Source organism: Acidiluteibacter sp. (assembly GCF_055129545.1).
This window is the reverse complement of record NZ_JBSRUB010000034.1, coordinates 1-19,403: the sequence shown is the minus strand read 5'-3', so window position 1 is coordinate 19,403 and position 19,403 is coordinate 1. Positions and strand designations below refer to the sequence as shown.

10 protein-coding genes are annotated in these 19,403 nt (G+C 36.5%); 5 read left to right on the top strand and 5 right to left on the bottom strand.

Annotated features, from left to right (window positions below; translation table 11 throughout):
• Positions 1-13: 13 nt before the first annotated feature.
• The 5 genes from ACTB0X_RS16025 to ACTB0X_RS16005 are packed head-to-tail and all read left to right on the top strand — an operon-like array spanning position 14 to position 8,743.
• A complete protein-coding gene (locus tag ACTB0X_RS16025) occupies positions 14-2,200 on the top strand; it encodes a T9SS type A sorting domain-containing protein (RefSeq protein WP_463026045.1) in 2,187 nt (728 codons plus the stop codon).
• A gap of 50 nt (positions 2,201-2,250) precedes the next feature.
• Positions 2,251-3,678, top strand: coding sequence for a hypothetical protein (locus tag ACTB0X_RS16020; protein ID WP_463026044.1), 1,428 nt, complete (start codon positions 2,251-2,253; stop codon positions 3,676-3,678).
• Positions 3,679-3,681: 3 nt separating this feature from the next.
• The gene (locus ACTB0X_RS16015) at positions 3,682-6,531 is read left to right on the top strand and encodes a TonB-dependent receptor (RefSeq protein ID WP_463026043.1); all 2,850 of its coding nucleotides are present in this window, start codon (positions 3,682-3,684) and stop codon (positions 6,529-6,531) included.
• 2 nt (positions 6,532-6,533) lie between these two features.
• A complete protein-coding gene (locus ACTB0X_RS16010) occupies positions 6,534-7,550 on the top strand; it encodes a PorV/PorQ family protein (protein ID WP_463026042.1) in 1,017 nt (338 codons plus the stop codon).
• Positions 7,550-8,743, top strand: coding sequence for an NHL repeat-containing protein (locus tag ACTB0X_RS16005; RefSeq protein ID WP_463026041.1), 1,194 nt, complete (start codon positions 7,550-7,552; stop codon positions 8,741-8,743). Before ACTB0X_RS16010 ends, ACTB0X_RS16005 begins: the two co-directional genes overlap by 1 nt.
• A gap of 56 nt (positions 8,744-8,799) precedes the next feature.
• On the opposite strand, the gene ACTB0X_RS16000 is transcribed toward ACTB0X_RS16005, so the two are convergent.
• The 5 genes from ACTB0X_RS16000 to ACTB0X_RS15980 all read right to left on the bottom strand — a co-directional run.
• Complete coding sequence (locus ACTB0X_RS16000) at positions 8,800-9,468, bottom strand: T9SS type A sorting domain-containing protein (RefSeq protein WP_463026040.1); 669 nt, start codon at positions 9,466-9,468, stop codon at positions 8,800-8,802.
• Positions 9,469-9,648: 180 nt separating this feature from the next.
• The gene (locus ACTB0X_RS15995; RefSeq protein ID WP_463026147.1) at positions 9,649-11,277 is read right to left on the bottom strand and encodes an acyl-CoA carboxylase subunit beta; all 1,629 of its coding nucleotides are present in this window, start codon (positions 11,275-11,277) and stop codon (positions 9,649-9,651) included.
• Positions 11,278-11,416: 139 nt separating this feature from the next.
• The gene (locus tag ACTB0X_RS15990; RefSeq protein ID WP_463026039.1) at positions 11,417-12,664 is read right to left on the bottom strand and encodes a T9SS type A sorting domain-containing protein; all 1,248 of its coding nucleotides are present in this window, start codon (positions 12,662-12,664) and stop codon (positions 11,417-11,419) included.
• A 130-nt stretch (positions 12,665-12,794) separates the two neighbouring features.
• Positions 12,795-18,854: a T9SS type A sorting domain-containing protein gene (locus tag ACTB0X_RS15985; RefSeq protein ID WP_463026038.1), complete on the bottom strand. Its 6,060-nt coding sequence runs from the start codon at positions 18,852-18,854 to the stop codon at positions 12,795-12,797.
• Positions 18,855-19,212: 358 nt separating this feature from the next.
• Positions 19,213-19,403, bottom strand: a 191-nt coding sequence (locus tag ACTB0X_RS15980) for a T9SS type A sorting domain-containing protein (RefSeq protein WP_463026037.1), incomplete at its 5' end; no start/stop codon positions are given.

Here is a 19,403-nt window from a genome sequence, read left to right as displayed (position 1 = left end):
AAAAATTAAAATGATGAAAAAAATTTTACTTTCTTTAGTCGCAATGGCAGCAGGAACTTGGGCAATGGCTCAAACATCCGCTTCTATATACGACATCAGTTATGTTAGCCCAACAGATTTGGCTGCTTGTAATGATTCAAGCCAATATTTAGGGGATACAGTAAGAACAAGAGGTTACGTAGTTACTCCAGGTAACTTATCTGAAGTGGCTTCTGGTTCAGTTACAGGTGGTTCAAGACCATTTATTTATTTGATGGACACAGCTTCTGCCAATGGTGCTGCTGGATCTTTCAGAGGTATTGAGATTATGGGTGCAGCGGGAAGTCCGTTAACTCCAGTTACTGCAATTGAGAATGCACAAGCAGGAGATATCTTAGAAATTGTTGGAGTGCTTTCACAGTATCAAGGTGGATTACAAATGGCTCCTTTAAATAGTAGTTCTGTAACATTAATTTCTCCATCTTCAGTTACTCCAACCCCAGCATTGATCTCTATTGGAGATTTAAATGACCAGAGTAGAGTAAACAAATTGGCTACAGGTGAGCAGTGGGAAGGTTCTTTCGTAGAATTTCAAAATGTAACTGTTACAGCGGTTAGTTTCTTTAGTGGAAACAGAGTAAGTTTTGATATCGCTGATGCCAATGGGAATCAGATCAACGTATCAGATGAGTTTTTAGCTCAACGTTTACCATCTCATACGGTGGTTAACCCAAACTCTCCAAATTCAGTGGCGAATGGTGGCCCAGGTACAGGTACATTCGTTCCTCCAGTTGTTGGAACTTTATTTAGTTCAATTAAAGGAATGATTAGACATTCTGAAAATGGTTGTACAGGTGGTACAGGAAGAGGTTATGAATTGAATCCTTTTGACTCAACGCATTATGTAAAAGGAGCTACTCCTCCTGCACTTACTAATGTAGTTAGAACACCTTTAGTACCGAATGCTACACAAAATGTAACCATTACTGCAAATATAGTCGATAATGATGGTGTTGTAGTTTCTGCAAGCTTGTTTTATTCTGCAGATCAATCTGCGACTCGTTCAACATTTACTTCTGTAGCAATGACTGCAACAGGAAATTCATACACTGCAACTATTCCAGCATTTCCATTGGATACTATGGTAAGGTATTTCATCGAAGCAACTGATGATAGTGCTAATGTATCAACATTTCCAAGTGCCAATAGTGTAGGTTTTTATACTGTTAGCGCAGCAGGATTCTCTATAGTTGATGTTCAAAACCCTGGTCCAAATTCAAATACTGATTCTCCATATAATGGACAATCTGTTACTTTCACAGGAGCAGTAACTTCTACTTTGAATCAATTCAATTTAGGATATGTTTATATGCAAGATACTACTGCTACTGAATATGCAGGTGTTTATGTAACAGGTAACGCAGCCTTAGCAGGATTGGCAATTGGAGATGTTGCAACGATTACAGGAGACGTTTCTGAAGTATTTGGTGTGACAACTGTAACTGTTACAAATGTGACTAAATTAAATACCACTTTCAATATTGCTCCAATTTCAGTAACTCCTGATGCTAACTTTACTTCAAAAGGAGAAATGTATGAAGGTATGTTAATCAGCTTAGATGACCCGAACAATGGAAAAATCGATGTGATTGAAGCAGACTTAAATAATGGTGAATTTGGTATTGGTTTAACCGGTTCTACTGATTTTGTTCGAGTATTAAATGGAAGAGTAAGTGGTACATCTGCTCAATCTTCTTTAAATGTATCGTTGATTACAGATTCATTCTATATTCAAAATCAAGGTGTAATGAATGTGCCAGCTATCATCACTGATACAACTCAAGACATGGACGCAATGGTTGGAATCTTATGGTATTCTTTTGGCAGCTTTAAATTGACTCCAAGAAACAATGCAGATATCATCAATTTCTCTTTACCATTGGTAATTGTTGGTGTTGATGAAGTAGTGAATAATACAATCGAAATGAAGTATTATCCAAATCCTGCTTCAAACAATGTGACTATTGAAGTGAAAAATGCAGAAGGCGTAAACTATGAAGCGTTTTTCTATGATTTAAAAGGACAATTATTGAAGTCTGAATCATTGAGAAATACAACAACAAACGTAAACGTATCTAATTTTAACAACGGTGTTTATGTTGTTAGAATAATGAATGGCAATGAAGTAGTAGGAACTACTAAATTGGTTATTTCAAAATAATTTCTTTTATTGGGGAGTGGAACTTTATCCACTCCCCTTTATTTTTATCTATGAAGCATTTAGCAATCATTTTTTGTTTCTTATTTTTAGTCGCTTGCGACAAGGGAGAGAAAGAGTTTAATCAAGCTCCTGAAACACAATTTTCCGTTAAAGAAATCAACCTATCCGGTGAAAACAGATTGAACAGTGTTGTTCGATTAAGCTGGTATGGTAAAGATCCAGATGGGTATGTAAAAGGCTATGAATTGTCTTTTGACAACACCAATTGGAGTTACATCACCAACCAAGATTCTACTTTTCGATTTTCAATTTCTGCAGAATCTGATACAGTAGATATTAATATTTATGTAAGAGCAGTAGACAACGAAGATCTTGTTGATCCTACTCCGGCTTATTTAAGAATCCCTTTAAAAAATACACCACCTGAAGGAATGTTCAATGATCAATTGGAATTTCCGGATAGTGTAAATATTGTCGCAACAGGCGCATGGACTGCGACTGACGTTGACGGCAATGAATCTATCAAAGCTGCTTTCTTGAAAATTAATGATGGTCAGTGGTTTGAAATTAATAGAGATAGAAAAACATTTTCAATCATTCCACAGAATCCAACAGTGAGTGGCAGAGGGAATGCATTGATTTACTATGAAAATGACAAAAATCCGAGTTCTACTATTTTAGATGGAATTCGAGTGAATGATACCAATACGTTCTACTTAAAAGTAGTAGACGTCTCCAATGCAGAAAGTAAAGTTGATACTTCTAAAACCTTCTACTTGAGAGGAAAGAACAATGATGTCCTGTTGATTTCAGGATTGTCATCCATTCCTTCGGATATTTATAAAAATACCATGAACAACATTGGTGTTTCTTACGATTACATCGATTTCTTGGCAAATAATTCACAAAATTTGCCCCGTTTATGGAACCCTACTTTTACGTTGATGTTGTTGCAATACCAAAAGGTAGTTTTCTTTTCGGATGAATCAGCAGTTATAAATCCATACAACAATCAATCAGGAATGTTGCTGGAATTTGCAGCTCCTTCTTTTCAAGAATATGCGAACATAGGAGGGAAATTTTTTATCACCACTGATTTTAAAACGACTTCAAATATGCAACCCATTTATGGAGTAATGCCGATTGATACATTGGCAGAATCTTCTGATTTTGGGGTGCGAATTTTTAATGACAGTGCGATTGTCCCTACAGATAATAACTTCCCAATTTTACAGCCAACCAATTTCGTGGATGGGGTAAATACTTTTTATCCTACTTCTGATGCAGCTGTTTTTTATACCGCTCAGATTAAGAAACCAAATAACAATTGGAAAGGTCCAAAAACTGTGGCTTCAGTGCGGAGAAAAAATGGAAAAGCGTATCAAGTGTTCTTTTCAGTTCAGTTGTGGAAGTTCAAAAAAAATCAATCAGATTTAGACGCATTGTTTAATCAAGTATTGAATGTAGAATTCAATTAATAGATGAAGAAATTTAAATTAATAATAGCGCTTCTTTTAGCGAGTTTTAATCCTCTTTTTGCTCAAGAGGATAAAGGAGATGCCGCTAATACAGGAACGATAAAAGGGGTGATACTAGACGAACAGACAGGTGAACCTTTAATTGGAGCGACTGTTCTGATTGTTGGAACATACCGTGGAGCATCAGCTGATTTGGATGGGAATTTCGAATTTCTAAAAATGAAGCCTGGTGATTATTCCTTAAAGTTTACATTTATTGGTTTCGGAGAAAAGCAATACAATGGAGTAACCGTAAAAGCGGGAGAAACAGCGACTCTAAATGTTAAAATGCTACCAGCATCTCAAACCCTAGAAGGGGTTACAATTGTCGGAAATAAAAGCATTGTCAATTTAGAATCTGCGAGTACTGAGGTTACCATTTCTCGAGAAGAGATTAAAGAAATGAACGTGAGAGACGTTCAAGAATTGGCCGCCATGCAATCGGGAGTTTCCAAAACACCAGATGGATTGCAGATCAGAGGAGCAAGAGTATATGAAACCCGATACATCGTTGATGGGATTTCTGCACAAGATCCATTGGCCGGAACTGGTTTTGGTTTAGATGTTTCTTCAAGTTCTATTGAAAGCCTGAACATCATTACAGGTGGAGTGGGAGCTGAATATGGCGATGGTTCATCTGGAATTATTTCTACTACCATTCGAGAAGGTGGAGAAAAAGTGGAAGTTTCTGGAAGCTGGATGCGAGACAACTTTGGGTTTAATGAAAACCAAGGAACAGCTTGGAATACTGATATAGCAGAATTTTCAATTGGTGGCCCAATGCCTTTCACAAACAAAAGACTTTCCTTTTTTGTGAACGCTACTATGAATTTGTCCGACAATTATTTTGGACCAACTGCCAATCAGTTGCATTCATCTTTGTTCTCAAACAATGATTCTTTGTGGTCGCCACGACAAGACAATGCTTACACAAATACGGTAAAGTTAGCCTACAAGTTTAAAAAAGGAACCAAAATTACCATTACTAATCAGCACAGTTTACGTGTCAATCAAAACACAAGGACGCTGCAAATTGTTGGATTCGACGCAATACTTCAACCAGGTTTTCAGTGGGAAAGAAGTTTGAATTTAGACAATGCGACTACCTATACACACCAGTCTAATTTGACTGCTTTAAACTTAAAACACCTCATTAATGAACAATGGTGGGTTAATGTTTCAGTGGGTCGATTGTTTACCAACTTAAGAGCTGATGCCAATGGTCGACCATTTAGATATCCTACTGTTGATCAGATTTACGATGAAAATTCAATTGTTACTGATCCGGTTACGATATTCAACCCTGGAGAAGATGTTCAGTATGTGTTGCCTGGGCCTGGTTTGTACAACAACAATGGAATTTCTCCAGTGTGGCACGATCACTATGCTAGAGAATTGACTTTGAATACTTCACTTTCGAGATATTCTAAAAGCGGAGATAATAAATTATCGTTTGGTTTCGAGCATAAGTCTACTGCTTACCAATGGGTAGATGTAACCAAGCCATGGATTGGAGCACCCATTGTAATCAATGATTCATTAACAACGCCATCGACTAGTGTTGGATCGTCGAATGATATTTGGGCGGTAAAGCCTTTTAATGGTGGTTTTTTTGTTGCTGATGAAATACATTACAAAGGAATCATAGCCACAGTGGGTTTACGATTGAATTATTGGGCACCAGGAAAATTTGCTGATAATGCAGTGAACGATCCAAACTCTCCAGTGATTGATCAAGTAAGAGAAGATTATAAAGACAAAACAATTGATGTTGCAGGATATAGAGTTAAGACTCGATTACTGCCAAAGATTAATGTTTCCTTTCCTGTGACAGAAAACAATGTGCTGTATTTCAACTACGGGCATTCTATGAAACTGCCTCATCCACGCTTTTTATATGCAGGGTTGGATCCTGATTACCAAGATCAATCCTTCTTATCAAACTTAGGAAACCCGGACATCGATCCTGAAGTAAATATTTCTTACGAGATTGGGTATAAAGCTCAGATTACAAAGGATTTTGGGGTAAATGTAGCCGCGTTTAACAACAACCGATTTGATTACATCGTGCAGCGAAGTGTGATCGTAAACGATCAAACTGGACGACCAGTAACCAAAAGAATGTACATCAATCAAGATTATGCAAAAGTGATTGGAGTTGAAGTAGGTATTTCTAATCGTTTTGGAAAGTTTGTGAGAACCTTCTTGAATGTGACTTACCAAGTAGCTAGAGGAAAATCAAACTCTGCTAGAGAATCTGGGTTGCAGATTGAGCAAAATGGTTCGGTTCCTTTAACTTCTGAGCAGTATTTAGCTTTTGACCGACCTTGGGACATCACAGGGGGAATTATCCTAAAGGGAGATACTTCTCTTAGAATCTTAGGTGTTTCTACCAATGGCTTTAGAGCTTTCTTCTCTGCTAATTATCAATCTGGATTTAGATACACGCCTTATGCCTTTGATGGGTATAATGATTTGGGAAGACCTTTGTATCGATTGGAAGAAGATAAATATTTGTCTAAAAGTGCCAAAGCTTGGTTTAGTGGAGATTTAAAATTGAGCAAAGACATTTCATTAAAGGATAAGAACTCCGGTATTACCCTTTCAATTGAAATAAGAAATATATTCAATAATAAGAACGCACAAATTGTGAACCCGATCACTGGTAAAGGCTATGAAGTGGGAGATGATGTACCGAACGACTGGAGAGATCCAAGATACATTGGTCCTGAAGAAAGCGGAGTGCCTTCAGATAACCCTGCTAGATATTTAGCACCAAGACACATTTTATACGGAATCGCATTTAGATTTTAAGCATGAAAAGAACTTTATATATACTCCTTCTAGTTTTAGGTATTGTCGCATTCAATAATGCTTCAGCTCAACTGCTGCCTAACTTTGGAGGTCAACGAGCGGGATTGTCGTCATTGTCGTTTTTGAAAAATGACATGAGTCCAAGATCTGCAGGTTTATCCGGAACAAGTGTTGCGCTTTCTGGCGATGCTTTTTCGTTGTATTCTAATCCAGCTTCAGCCACAGATGCAAAAGGATTTACTTTGGCAACTTCTAATTTGAGTTTAGGAGCTGGTGTTCAACAGTCTTATGTTTCTGCTATTTTTCCAAGAAAAAATGAATCGGCATTTGGCGTAAGCATGAATATTTTAAATTCAGGTAAAATGGATGTTCGAACAGAATTTCAGCCTGAAGGAACCGGAGAGAAATTCTATGTGACCAATATGGCTTTGGGGTTGACCTATTCCAAAAAGTTGTCGGATATGTTTTCGGCAGGAGTGAGCTTTAAATACATCTATGAGCAAATTGCAGAGTATCGAAATTCCACTGTTGCAGTAGATGTTTCTTTCTTGTATTACACCGATTATAAAGATTTGAAATTTGCCGTAATGGTGCAAAATTTTGGAGGGAATTCAGCCCTAAGTGGTGATGAAGTGCAAGTAAGCTTTAATAGAGATTTAAATTCATTGGAGTTGCAAGATTATACGGTGCCTACTGTGTTTAAATTGGGCGCATCTATCGTTCCATTGAAAAAGGATCGATACTCATTAACAACTGCAATACAGTTGAATCACCCGAATGACAATGCGGAGAATTACAGAGTAGGATTGGAGTTTGAGTACATGAAACTGCTATTTGTAAGAACCGGAATTAAATTGAACATTGATGGACAAGGTTATCCAACCTTTGGTTTAGGTGTTCGGGCTAATGTAGCTGGGTTTCCAATTCACATTGATTACGCTGCCAATCCAACAGAATATTTTGGATTTCAACACATGATTGGATTGTCTATGGCATTTAATAAAATGGAGGAACGGTAATGATAAAAAATAGAATTATTCAATTATTAATGTTGACGTCCATTTTGCTTTTCACTTCATGTGAAAAATATTTTGGAGATAAAACAGACTTGGACTTTATCGAAGTACCAACCCAAAACTATAGAGAAGTGGCGTATGTTCCTGTGCAGCCTGCTTTGGTAAATTTTGCTCGACCTACTTTTGTATTGGCAGGATTTGACGAATTGATTTATGTTGTAGATCAAGGCACACAAGAAATTATAGCATTTGATGAGTCGGGTAGAGAATTGGGTCGAAAGTTTGTACCAGGAGTGATTTCAATTGCTCAGGATAGAAGATTAGATATTTTGGCAATCGGAAGCAAGGACACTATTATCAGTGGAAAAACAAAAAAGTTAACTTGTATTTATCGACTAGATCTCTCAACTCCTTTTGGATATGGAATTAAAAATGCAAAAATAACGAAGCAAATCATTCATCCTTTTTACGATCGAGTAACGCTGCAAAATTCGGATTCATTGGTAGTTTTCAATGGGATTGCGACTTTAGCAGATAATAAATATTATGTTACACGTCAAGGAACAGTCAATAATCCCAATTCAGCGCGAACTCCAGATGATGCTGTTTTGTTATTTGATGCCAATGATAAATATGTTACTCCTATAGCAGTAACTGTTAGTGGTGCGAATGTGCGTGATTATTTTAAGAAACCTTACGCTATTTCTTCATTGGTAAAACCACCACAGATTAACGCTTCTTCAAGTCAAAATTTTATTGTGACTTCTTTAAGTGATGAAACGGTGCTAAAGGTGCAACGAATTGAATATACAGAGTCTGATTTTGGAAGTCAGTATAATTCTGCTGTATCAGTCCCCGGAGACGATTCAGAAGCTGATGGTTTCTTGTTTACGCCTTATAAATTTGAACAACCTTATGGAGTAACAATTACAGGAGATGGAACGAACTACATCTTTGTTGCAGACCGCGAAAAAGATTCTATCTACCAGTTTTCTGGAAGTGGCTTTGAAGGCGTAACGCCACCACCTGCTTCTGGAGAAACCAAGTTTGTAAAGACTTCTTTTGGAGGAACAGGTAGAGAATTGACTCAATTTAATGAACCTACTTCTGTTGCCTACAACAATAAGATTCTCTACGTAGCCGATGCTGGTAATGGCAGAGTGCTCAGATTTAAATTGACATTGGATATTAGATAATAACCGATTTCTTTATATAAGTTAACGGCTCTTTCAAAATTCTGAAAGAGCCGTTTTTATTTCTTTACAAATTTCGTCGTCTTTGTATTAGTACTCTCCCTTATTCTCAAAAAATAAATCCCCGGCTCTAGATCAGCAACCGAAACTCTCCCATTGATTGTAGAAGTGGTTCTTAAAATACGCCCATTAAGATCAATAATTTCAACTCTATTATCTTGACCGCTATAATGAGAAAGAATGATTTCATCATCAACAGGATTGGGGAATACACTGAATGGTTTCTTTTCCAATTCAGCAATAGATGTTGTGTTTCTAACATGAATTTGAATGGTGTCAGAGCCATATCTTCTATATTCAGTTGGAGGGTTACTATTATTATTTATCCAACTCCAGTGACATTGCAGGTTGTAATCTCCTGGTTGTGATAAAATAAATTGAAGAGTATCTTTTCTGCCTCCACAATACATGGAGGATGCACCAGAAAAGTCAAATGTTAAATCAAAAATAATATCTTGACCTTTTAATGAATCGGTTAGACTGTAAAGTGGACTACAAAAAGTTGGGGGCGGACCATTATCTTTTAAACCTGAAAAAGTTTCAAAAATTAAAGTATCTCCTAGAGTGATGGTATCTGGATAGGTATTGGAGATGTAGTAGGCAGAGGATTGGGCCTTTATACCAATCCAAGAACTAAGAACGAATATTAATGAGATTAAATACTTCATGTTTTCAGGTATCAGTATGGAAAGGGATTGTAAAAATCTAACTATTTGTAATTACGCTCTCTAAAAATAATAATTAATTCATTGAAACCACAATTATAACTGAAATAAAAAATCCCCATCAAAGTATTTTTAACTCTGATGAGGATTTATTCGTTTTCTATTGAATATTCATTTCAAATTCTACGTCTGCATGACGCCTACATTAAATGGCTTTTCGATAGGAGCGTGGTTTGCTGCTTCTATACCCATAGAGATCCAATCTCTGGTATCTTTAGGGTCAATGATAGCATCAACCCATAAACGCGATGCTGCGTAGTAAGGAGACGTCTGAGTGTCATAACTGGACTCAATTTCGGCCAACATTTTTTGTTGAGCTTCTTCAGTAATCACTTCTCCCTTTGATTTTAGAGACGCCACTTTGATTTGCAACAATACTTTTGCTGCTTGAGCACCGCCCATTACCGCTAATCTTGCTGTTGGCCAAGCCACAATTAATCGAGGATCGTATGCTTTTCCACACATGGCATAGTTTCCTGCTCCATATGAATTTCCCATTAAAATGGTAAATTTAGGAACCACTGAATTGGCCATGGTGTTTACCATTTTAGCACCGTCTTTTATGATTCCTGCATGTTCAGATTTAGAACCCACCATAAATCCAGTCACATCTTGTAGAAACACCAATGGTATTTTCTTTTGGTTGCAATTCATAATGAATCGAGCTGCCTTGTCTGCCGAGTCAGAATAAATCACTCCACCAAACTGCATTTCTCCTTTCTTGGTTTTTACTAATGTCCGCTGATTTGCAACAATTCCAACTGCCCAACCATCAATTCGAGCGTAGCCACACACCAATGTTTGACCGTATAATTCCTTAAATTCTTCAAAACTGCCATCATCTATTAAATTTGAAATGACATCTTTCACATTGTATTGTTTCGATCGATCTTCTGGAATTTGACTGTAAATATCTTTTAAAGGAGCTTTTGGCAAAATTGCTTTTTTACGGTTAAATCCGGCTTTATCAAAGTCCCCAATCTTATCCATAATGTTTCGGATAGAAGTCAAACAAGCCGAATCATCTTCACATTTATGGTCGATCACTCCTGAAATTTCACTTTGAGTAGTGGCTCCACCCAACGTTTCATTGTCGATGTTTTCACCAATTGCAGCTTTCACCAAATAGCTTCCTGCTAAAAAGATAGTTCCTGTTTTGTTGACGATCAAAGACTCGTCGCTCATGATTGGAAGATATGCTCCACCAGCCACACAGCTACCCATTACGGCCGCTATTTGGGTAATTCCCATTGCCGACATCTTCGCATTGTTTCTAAATATTCGACCAAAGTGTTCTTTATCAGGAAATACTTCGTCTTGTAAAGGCAAGAAAACACCTGCACTGTCTACCAAATAAATTATCGGAATTCGGTTTTCCATGGCAATTTCTTGTGCTCTTAAATTTTTCTTTGCAGCAATTGGAAACCATGCGCCAGCTTTTACCGTTGCATCATTGGCTACCACTAAACATTGCTTGCCAGAAACGTAACCCATTTTTATAACCACACCTGCCGAAGGACAGCCGCCGTATTCTTCATACATGTCATTGGCGACAAAGGCACCAATCTCAATGCTTTTAGTTTTTTTGTCCAATAAAAAATCGATTCGTTCTCTTGCAGTGAGTTTGCCTTCTGCATGCTGTTTGGCTATTCGCTTTTCTCCACCACCTTTATAGATTTCTTCCAATTTTTTATTCATCTGAGAGATTAACAAACGCATACTGTCGTCATTCTTACTTTTCTCTAAATCTATTTTCTTCGCCATAATTGTTTTTTATCCTTTGAAGTTCAAATATAATTAAACAATCAGGTTTGTATTTGAGTTCATCGAATTAAAAAGCCCCCAAGATGAAAATCTTGAGGGCTTCATATGTTTAGTTTTGAATCAATGTTTAGTTCACCACTAATTTTTTAGTGATGATGGAAGATCCATTCACTACTTTAACGAAGTAAACTCCGCTTTCAAATTGCGATACATCGATCACTTTTGAGGAGTTTCCATCGCTCACATTGATCAAATCATTCATTACTTGTTGACCTTTTAGATCTTCTATAGTCATTTCATAACTTCCTGAAGCTACATTGTTAAATGAAACACTCACATTGTTTTTAGCAGGGTTAGGGTAAAGAATTAAGTTATTAGAGATAGAATTGGTTTCATCTAATCCTATAATCATTTGATAAGGCCAGAGAATGAAATCATCAATCGCAAATCCATCTTTTTGGATGGTGCCATTGGAATGGAAAACAAACCTAAATTTTACTTTTGAATAGCTGCCAGTATTTAAGATATCATTAAGTACAGGAATATAGTTTCCAGCTCCTGCATTCGAACTTCCAGTCCAAACCATTTTTGAAGTATCAGTATAGAAGTTAATTGAACGCAGAGTTGGAAGAGCTTTTGTCCAAGTTTGCCCGCCATTTATGGATTTCTCCATCCAAACATAATCTGAATCTGATTCAAGGTTAAAAAGTATTTTAAATCCCACTTCTATTATATCTCCAATAGACAAAAAGGAATAATCGAAACAAGGAGATTCTAAATAGGAAATTTCATTAGGATTATAATTTCCATTTGCATTGGTAATAGATGCATAAATCCCCGATGCTGCGTTACTAATAAATGGTGTATTTGGGGTTCCTTTTTCCCAAGAATTATTTTTGCCATAAGTATGCCAATAAGCTGTGGGTCCTTCAAAGTTACCTATTATCTGTATGGATTGATTCCACGGTATTATACCATTCACTACCGTTTTATTTAATGTATCATTCATTTGGATGGAATCTCCATTCAAAGCGACATACACTTGGATTTCATACACTCCATTGGTTTGCAAATTTGCAGTAGAGGTGAAGGTATAGTTGAAGCTATTTCCGCCTAAAATAGATGATATGATTGTCTCTGTTACTGGCGCTCCTCCATTGATACGATAGGAAATCGGAAAGTTAGAAATGGCCACCGAATCATGGTTGTGAATTTTTACTTCAACAAATGACAAGGTTGAAATTCCACAGTCTGAAACCGGCGAAAGAATAGAATCCACAGACAAATCAACAGAAGCGGAACTATGAAAAGGAAAGAGCAGAAGAACTATGGATGTGATCCAAAATTTAAAGGGATCGGTTTGTTGTATTTTCATGGGTAACGATTTGAAATTTAGATAGCTTAAAGAACGTGATTATTTCAATTAAAAACAAATCAATTGATTACAAAAAAAGCCCCCAAGAGAATATCTTGAGGGCTTTAAATGTTTAGTGTTGAATCAATGTTTAGTTCACCACTAATTTTTTAGTGATGATAGAAGATCCATTCACCACTTTAACGAAGTAAACTCCGCTTTCAAATTGCGATATATCGATCACTTTATTAGTGTTTCCATTACTCACAGAAATCAAATCATTTACTACTTTCTGACCTTTTACATCTTCAATGGTCATTTCATAATTTCCTGAAGCTACATTGTTAAATGAAACAGTCACATTGTTTTTAGCAGGGTTAGGGTGTAAGCCGAAACTATTCTGATTAAATGTATTTTCATTTACTCCAATAAGCGTATTGATTCTAAAATTGTCAATTGCAAATCCATCATTTTGGTTTGTGCCATTTGATTTGAATGCAAATCTAAATTTCACTTGTGAAAGTCCTCCAATTCCGGTTATCGAATTCAATACAGGAATATAGTTTCCAGCACCAGCATTAGAGAAATTATCCCAAGTATTATCAGTCAGATTGTTGTAAAAATTAACAGATCCAAGGTTAGGTAAAACTTTCGTCCAAATTCCTCCATTGTTGGTTGTCATTTCCATCCACACTTGGTCTGAATCTTGTTCGGTCTTGAATAACACGTCAAAACCAATATCAAAAGGATCTGCTGATTGGAAATATGATAAATCAAAACACGGAGTTTCTATGTATGATAGTTCATTGGCATTGTGGTTTCCTGCAGCTGAGGTTACATAAGCTTTAGTTCCACCTGCAGCTCCACTAATATAAAAGGTGCTAGGAGTTCCAATTTCCCATGAGTTATTGGTTCCGTAGGTTATCCAATTATTGCTAGTGCCTTCAAAGTCATTGAAATAATTCGGGAATGTTTGATTTATCGGTTGAGCAAATCCACTGTTAATGATTGAGCTAACCGTATCATTCAACACATCACCATCACCTGGTACTGCGATATATGATTTAAGAGAATAGCTACCCACTGTTTGAATATTTACAGTTGAGGTAAATGTGTAATTCAAGCTATTTCCAGGTAAAATGGTTGAAGTTACCGTTTCTGTTACAGGCGTACCATTGTTTAAAACATAAGTAACAGGGAAGTTTGACATTCCAGTTAAACCCACGTTACTGATACTCACTGTCACATTTGAGGTAGCCGACAATCCGCAATTTGACACTGGCGAAACAATAGAGTCAATTGCTAAATCTACTCCTACAGTATCAATTAAACTTATTTGATCAATGGCAATATCACCTGTACAACAAGCTACATTTACCCCTCTGAAAATAATTTGAATCGATTTTCCTTGGTAACCTTGAAGAACCACAGAGGTGTCAATCCAACTGTCACTTTGAGATGTCTGTTGCTGACCAACAAAGCTTGCCACTACATTAGAAACTCCATTGGTATCGATTAATACATCCATTCTGTCTACTAATGTACCATAGTTGAATAATGAGTACTCCAAGAATAACGTTGTTTTTGCAGGATCAACGAAAATAGGAGGTGAAGATAAATAGGCTGTATCTCCAGCAGTACCGCCAGAAGTTTCCATGTACATATAGATTCCACTGGACGTTCCAAAATTGGTTCTATCCCACAATGGACCTGTACTAGTAGAATTTGCATTTGATCCAGAACCAGTTTCAGATTCCCATCCCCAACCAGAGTTGCCTGAACTTGTCCATCCATTTGAATATGAAGGTCCTGTTTGAGCTGGTGCAAATGATTCAAAATCCTCAGTGTATGGAATACCATAAGCAGTTCCAAAACTATATGGGCCTACTTGAGGTGAAGAATCTGTAGGACTACAAATCTCACGAATATATAGGTCATAAGCTGTTCCAGAAGTTAAACCACCAATTGTCGAAGTAGAAGTGGCAGCAGTTCCAAAGTTTCCAGTTCCAGGTGTAAATCCAACACTACCAATCTCATAACTCCAAGTAGATGTTGCACCTCCTGTTATTACGATATCAGCAGAAGTGAAAGCAACATTTTGGAAAACTACAGAAGTTGGGGGAGGGCAAGAAGGAGGGTTGAATTCATCAGCTCCCATATCTACAATTGTAGAACCTGAGAGTGGACGACTATCTCCATCAATGTCTATTGCCACACCTACAGAATTGTCACCTTGACCATTTACCAAAGTACCTAATAAGTGAAGGTCAGAATTAACATTCATAAAAATTGGGTCCCCTTCAATACTATTTGTATTTAAAGTCGGTTGAGCAATTACGTAAGTTGCTAAATCGGTATATGAAATGCTATTCATAGATAACAAACTAGAACCTGATGTATAGTAATTGTTATAGTTTAAGTTGGTAAACATCGTTAGGTCTGAAACATTAGTGCTTAATGCTTCTGAGCCATTTGAGTAAAAAATATTATTCCGAACATCAAAATCTTGACTATTGGAACCTGTTCCATACAAACGAACTGCTGGAGAAGCGCCGCTATTTGAAACCACAGTATTGTGATACATATTAACACTATCTGCATAATACACATACAATCCATAGTCTGTGTCTGAGTAAATCATGTTGTTAATAAACTCTGTTTTAATCGTCTTTGGCCAGTAATAAGTGAATATGTAATAATACAAGCCGTAGTCTGGAGCAAATATTTTGTTTTCATTAATCTTTGCATTAGAGGTATAATAGATATACGCTCCATCTGCATTGACATTAGCACGCTCCATTAAGTTGATATCATTGCCAATCAAATCTAACGTATCGCAGTAATAAGTATATAACCCATAATAGTAGGTCTGACTGAAGATATTGTTTACAATTTGAATGTTTTGAATAGCTTCTCCTGTCGATCCATAGGCATATAGTCCATAATAACCGCCTTTTATTGTATTACTTTCAAATCGAATATTTCTTCCAGACCCACCTGATGAATTACCGCCTATACTTGAAGAAAGTAATAATCCGTTCAAAGTAGAGGAAGTTCTTGTAGTATCAACTTCTAAATAACAGTTTGAAACCACTATGTTTGAAGAATTTGCAATAATCGCTCCTGCTGCATTTGTTGTTGCAGTAGCTTTTAAGCTAAAGTTCTTGATGGTTACATTGTCTGTATTATTGATAGATATAGCGCCAATGCCATTTCCATTTCCTGTATAGGTGACAATTGTTAATGATGAGTCAATACCATCAATTAAAATTGGACTTCCAACACCTGAACCTTCTACATTGTCTAATGAAATGTTGTCAGCATAGCTTCCCGCAGAAACTGTAATGTTTACAGGACCACAAACACCAAAAGTGCTAAGATCTGTTGACATTGATGTTAAATCTATAAAATTAGTTGCACTTGCAGGTAAACTTGGGTTAACTGTGTAATTCCCAACTAGGGCTGCTCCAACATATCTAGAAGCAGTATCATTTGGAGTATACGAGTCAGGAGTAGTTCCATTTGGAGCACTTAACCATGCCACAAAATCGGCTCCAACTCCAGTTGCAAATGCATAATTTGTTAATAATACGGTGTCTTTATTCCCAGTAACAGCCCCTGCAGTATCAATAATTGTTTTGTAGGCAATTGGGGTTTGTAATACACCATCAATCGACCAATTAATCATTACACTATCTACTTTTACTGCGCCATTGTTAGAAATTACAATAGATACAGGTTGAGTGCTTGCACAAAACGGTGTAGGAACCTCTATTTTAGTTGCTGCTACATCTAATGGTGGTGACTGGATATTGAATGAACCAATATCATTAGCCGTTGTAATTCTTGGAACACCATTAAAGTCTTCAGTTACTTGTGGTGCAGAGAATCCAGAAGCATTTAGTGCAATATTCGTCGGTTGAAAATCATTCCCAACTAAATTTACAAATTGAGGATCTGTATCCAAGTCATTTGCACCAACTCCCGACGCTTTCCAGTCAGCTAAGGTTGATTTTGCAGAACCGTTATAACCATAGTATTTACTTCCACTTCCTGTAGTATTTATAAAAACATTATTGTGGTTGGTGACAGCTACTGCTTGAGTGAAGTAAAGGCCATAAACAGTTCCATTACCACCTCGAGAGATAGAGACTATGTTGTTTTGAAACTCTGTCCCATTAGAAGCAGTTGGGTGGTACAATGCATATGAACTACCACCTGTTCCAGAGGTATTATCCAATGAAACGGTGTTATTGTAGTAATAGGTATTGTCACTACCTCCGTCATACATTGCATAAACACTACCGTTGTGATTGAAACCATAGATTAAGTTATTCATCACAATGTTTGGATTTGATGCAGGTGCATCACTACTATTATATATAGCGTAGCAAGTAGAAGTTGAGGTCAAAGCACCATCAAATAAATTGTGAATTCTATTTTTATTTATACTTTGATTGGTGTGTCCAAACATATAGAGTCCATAAGCTGTGGTAACGACTGTTCGATTTGGTCGACTTATGTCATTGCCTTCATATATCATATTATCAGAATAGTACAAGTAGTTCCCATAATAGTAGAATCCTCTAATCTTGTTATTCTTAATTATGATATTAGTAGATGGAGATGCTGAAATTCCATAGAATGAAAATCCATAATATCCACCTACAACTGTATTTCCTTCGAAGGTAAAGTTGCTAAAGTTAGACCCAGAAGATGCGCTAGTTTGTAAACCACTTATTCTAACAGCTGCGTAATTAGTAGAAGTGGATGAACTGTCTACCAGAAAGGTGCTATTTTTTATTGTTACAAAATCAATATCATCCAGATATAAAGCTACACCGTAAGTGCTTCCACTAGCTGTAATTGTTAAACTATCCATTATGATATAAGAAGAGTTGACAATTGAGAATGTTGCTCTTTCGCCTGAAATTGTTGCAGGAAAATCCAACACTTCACCATTCCCATTAATGTAAAGTTGAGCATTTGCATTACCTTGAATCCCTGAAACATTAACTTGCTCCAAATATGGACCAGATCCTGGAGCTACATCAACAATAACATCTCCACAAATATTGGACTGATTAATAAATGTAAAAAAGGAATTAAAGTCAACAAAGTTTGTGGCTGAAGGTGATGCCATTGAATTTATTGTAAAGTTCCCACTTACACCAGGACCACCGATTTCTACTTTATTGGTGTCATTAAATGCGACTGTATCAGCTACTCCGTTTACGTTTGCAATCCAAAACTTTACATTGTAAGGGGAAGTGCCTAAAAATTTGAACTTTCCTAGATTAATAGCCTCAATACTATCAGGCTGTAATGCTCCAACATATGAAATTGGAGATTGCAATGCACCGTTTACAGACCAGTTAATTGTTGCTGTAGTAATTGGATTAAATCCCCAGTTCTTTAAATCTATTTGAATTGGAATAGAATCTCCCAAGCAATAATTAGATGAATTGATTGCTAAAATTCCTCCATCATTTTGTTGATCTGGAAAATTCTTTAACTCAAAGTCATCAAAATAGGCCAACTCAGGACAGCTGTTACTACATGCAGCATACAAATCCATTCCGGCTAATCTATTAGTTCCTAAAACCGTAGTGTTAGATTGCACTGAGAATTTTTGAGAAGTAATCCAGATTCCGTCATAAAAGAAATCATGTCGATCACGATCTAAATCGAAAACATGAGTAATAGTTACCCACTCATCTAATCGCTCTGGAATTGGAAATTGTTGAGCAAACACAGAGATATATGACTCTCCATCTGGTCCTAAATAAACTTCAAAAGCATATTCCGTTCCTGTATTAGTGGCATCGATGGTATGTTGAATATTGTAATAGCCACCAGCACCTGCAGTTCCTAGGGTAGAAGGAATTAGAACTTTAAAACTAAAAGCATACCTTCCAGAAGTAGAATCCCCTAAATCCAGTAATACATCAGAAAGGGCAACGGCTGCACCTGGAGGTAGGCCATTCCAAATTTTTAAAGAGTTGACTCCATCGTATGCAGAGTCTCCTGATACAAGGGCGCTTGTAACAGCATTACCCCATCCATTCCAAAATGGACTTTGAGGTTCAATAATTGAATCTGTAACATAACTTTCAAAATCATCTTGCCAGATAACCTGAGCATTAAGTTGCTGGTTTGAGAATAATAGTGTAAACACTAATATTCCAAAAATGGTTTTCATTTTTTTCATAGTTAATTAGTTTAAATTAGAGATAAGGAATCTGCAATTTAATCAATTTTACACTTAGAATTTAGTTTTTTTTAACATTGGGAACTTTTTTTGATAAAAAGTTCATTTGAATAAATTGATGATAGACTTGTTTTTTTAGTTAATAAATATTGAATTACTGGTAGAGGAATTGTCTAATTCAATTTGGAATGTTTTACTAACAATGAATTAAAGATAGTTTAAGTTGAGTTGAACCAGTTGGTTGGATATAGGAATTGAGAAGTATTCAATAAATCAAAAAGGATAAACTGATTAAATCAAAAAGCCCCCAAGATTAAAATCTTGAGGGCTTTTGACTGTTATAGTTGAATGTACTTTCTTAGTTCACTACTAACTTTTTAGTTACGATTGTAGAACCGTTTACTAATCTTACAAAGTAAACGCCTTTCTCAAACTGAGAAGTATTCACCTTCTTAGTAGAATTGCTGTTGTTCACAGTGATCACTTCATTCACCACTTTCTGACCTTTTACGTCTTCAATAGTCAAGTTGTAATTTCCTGTTTCAACAT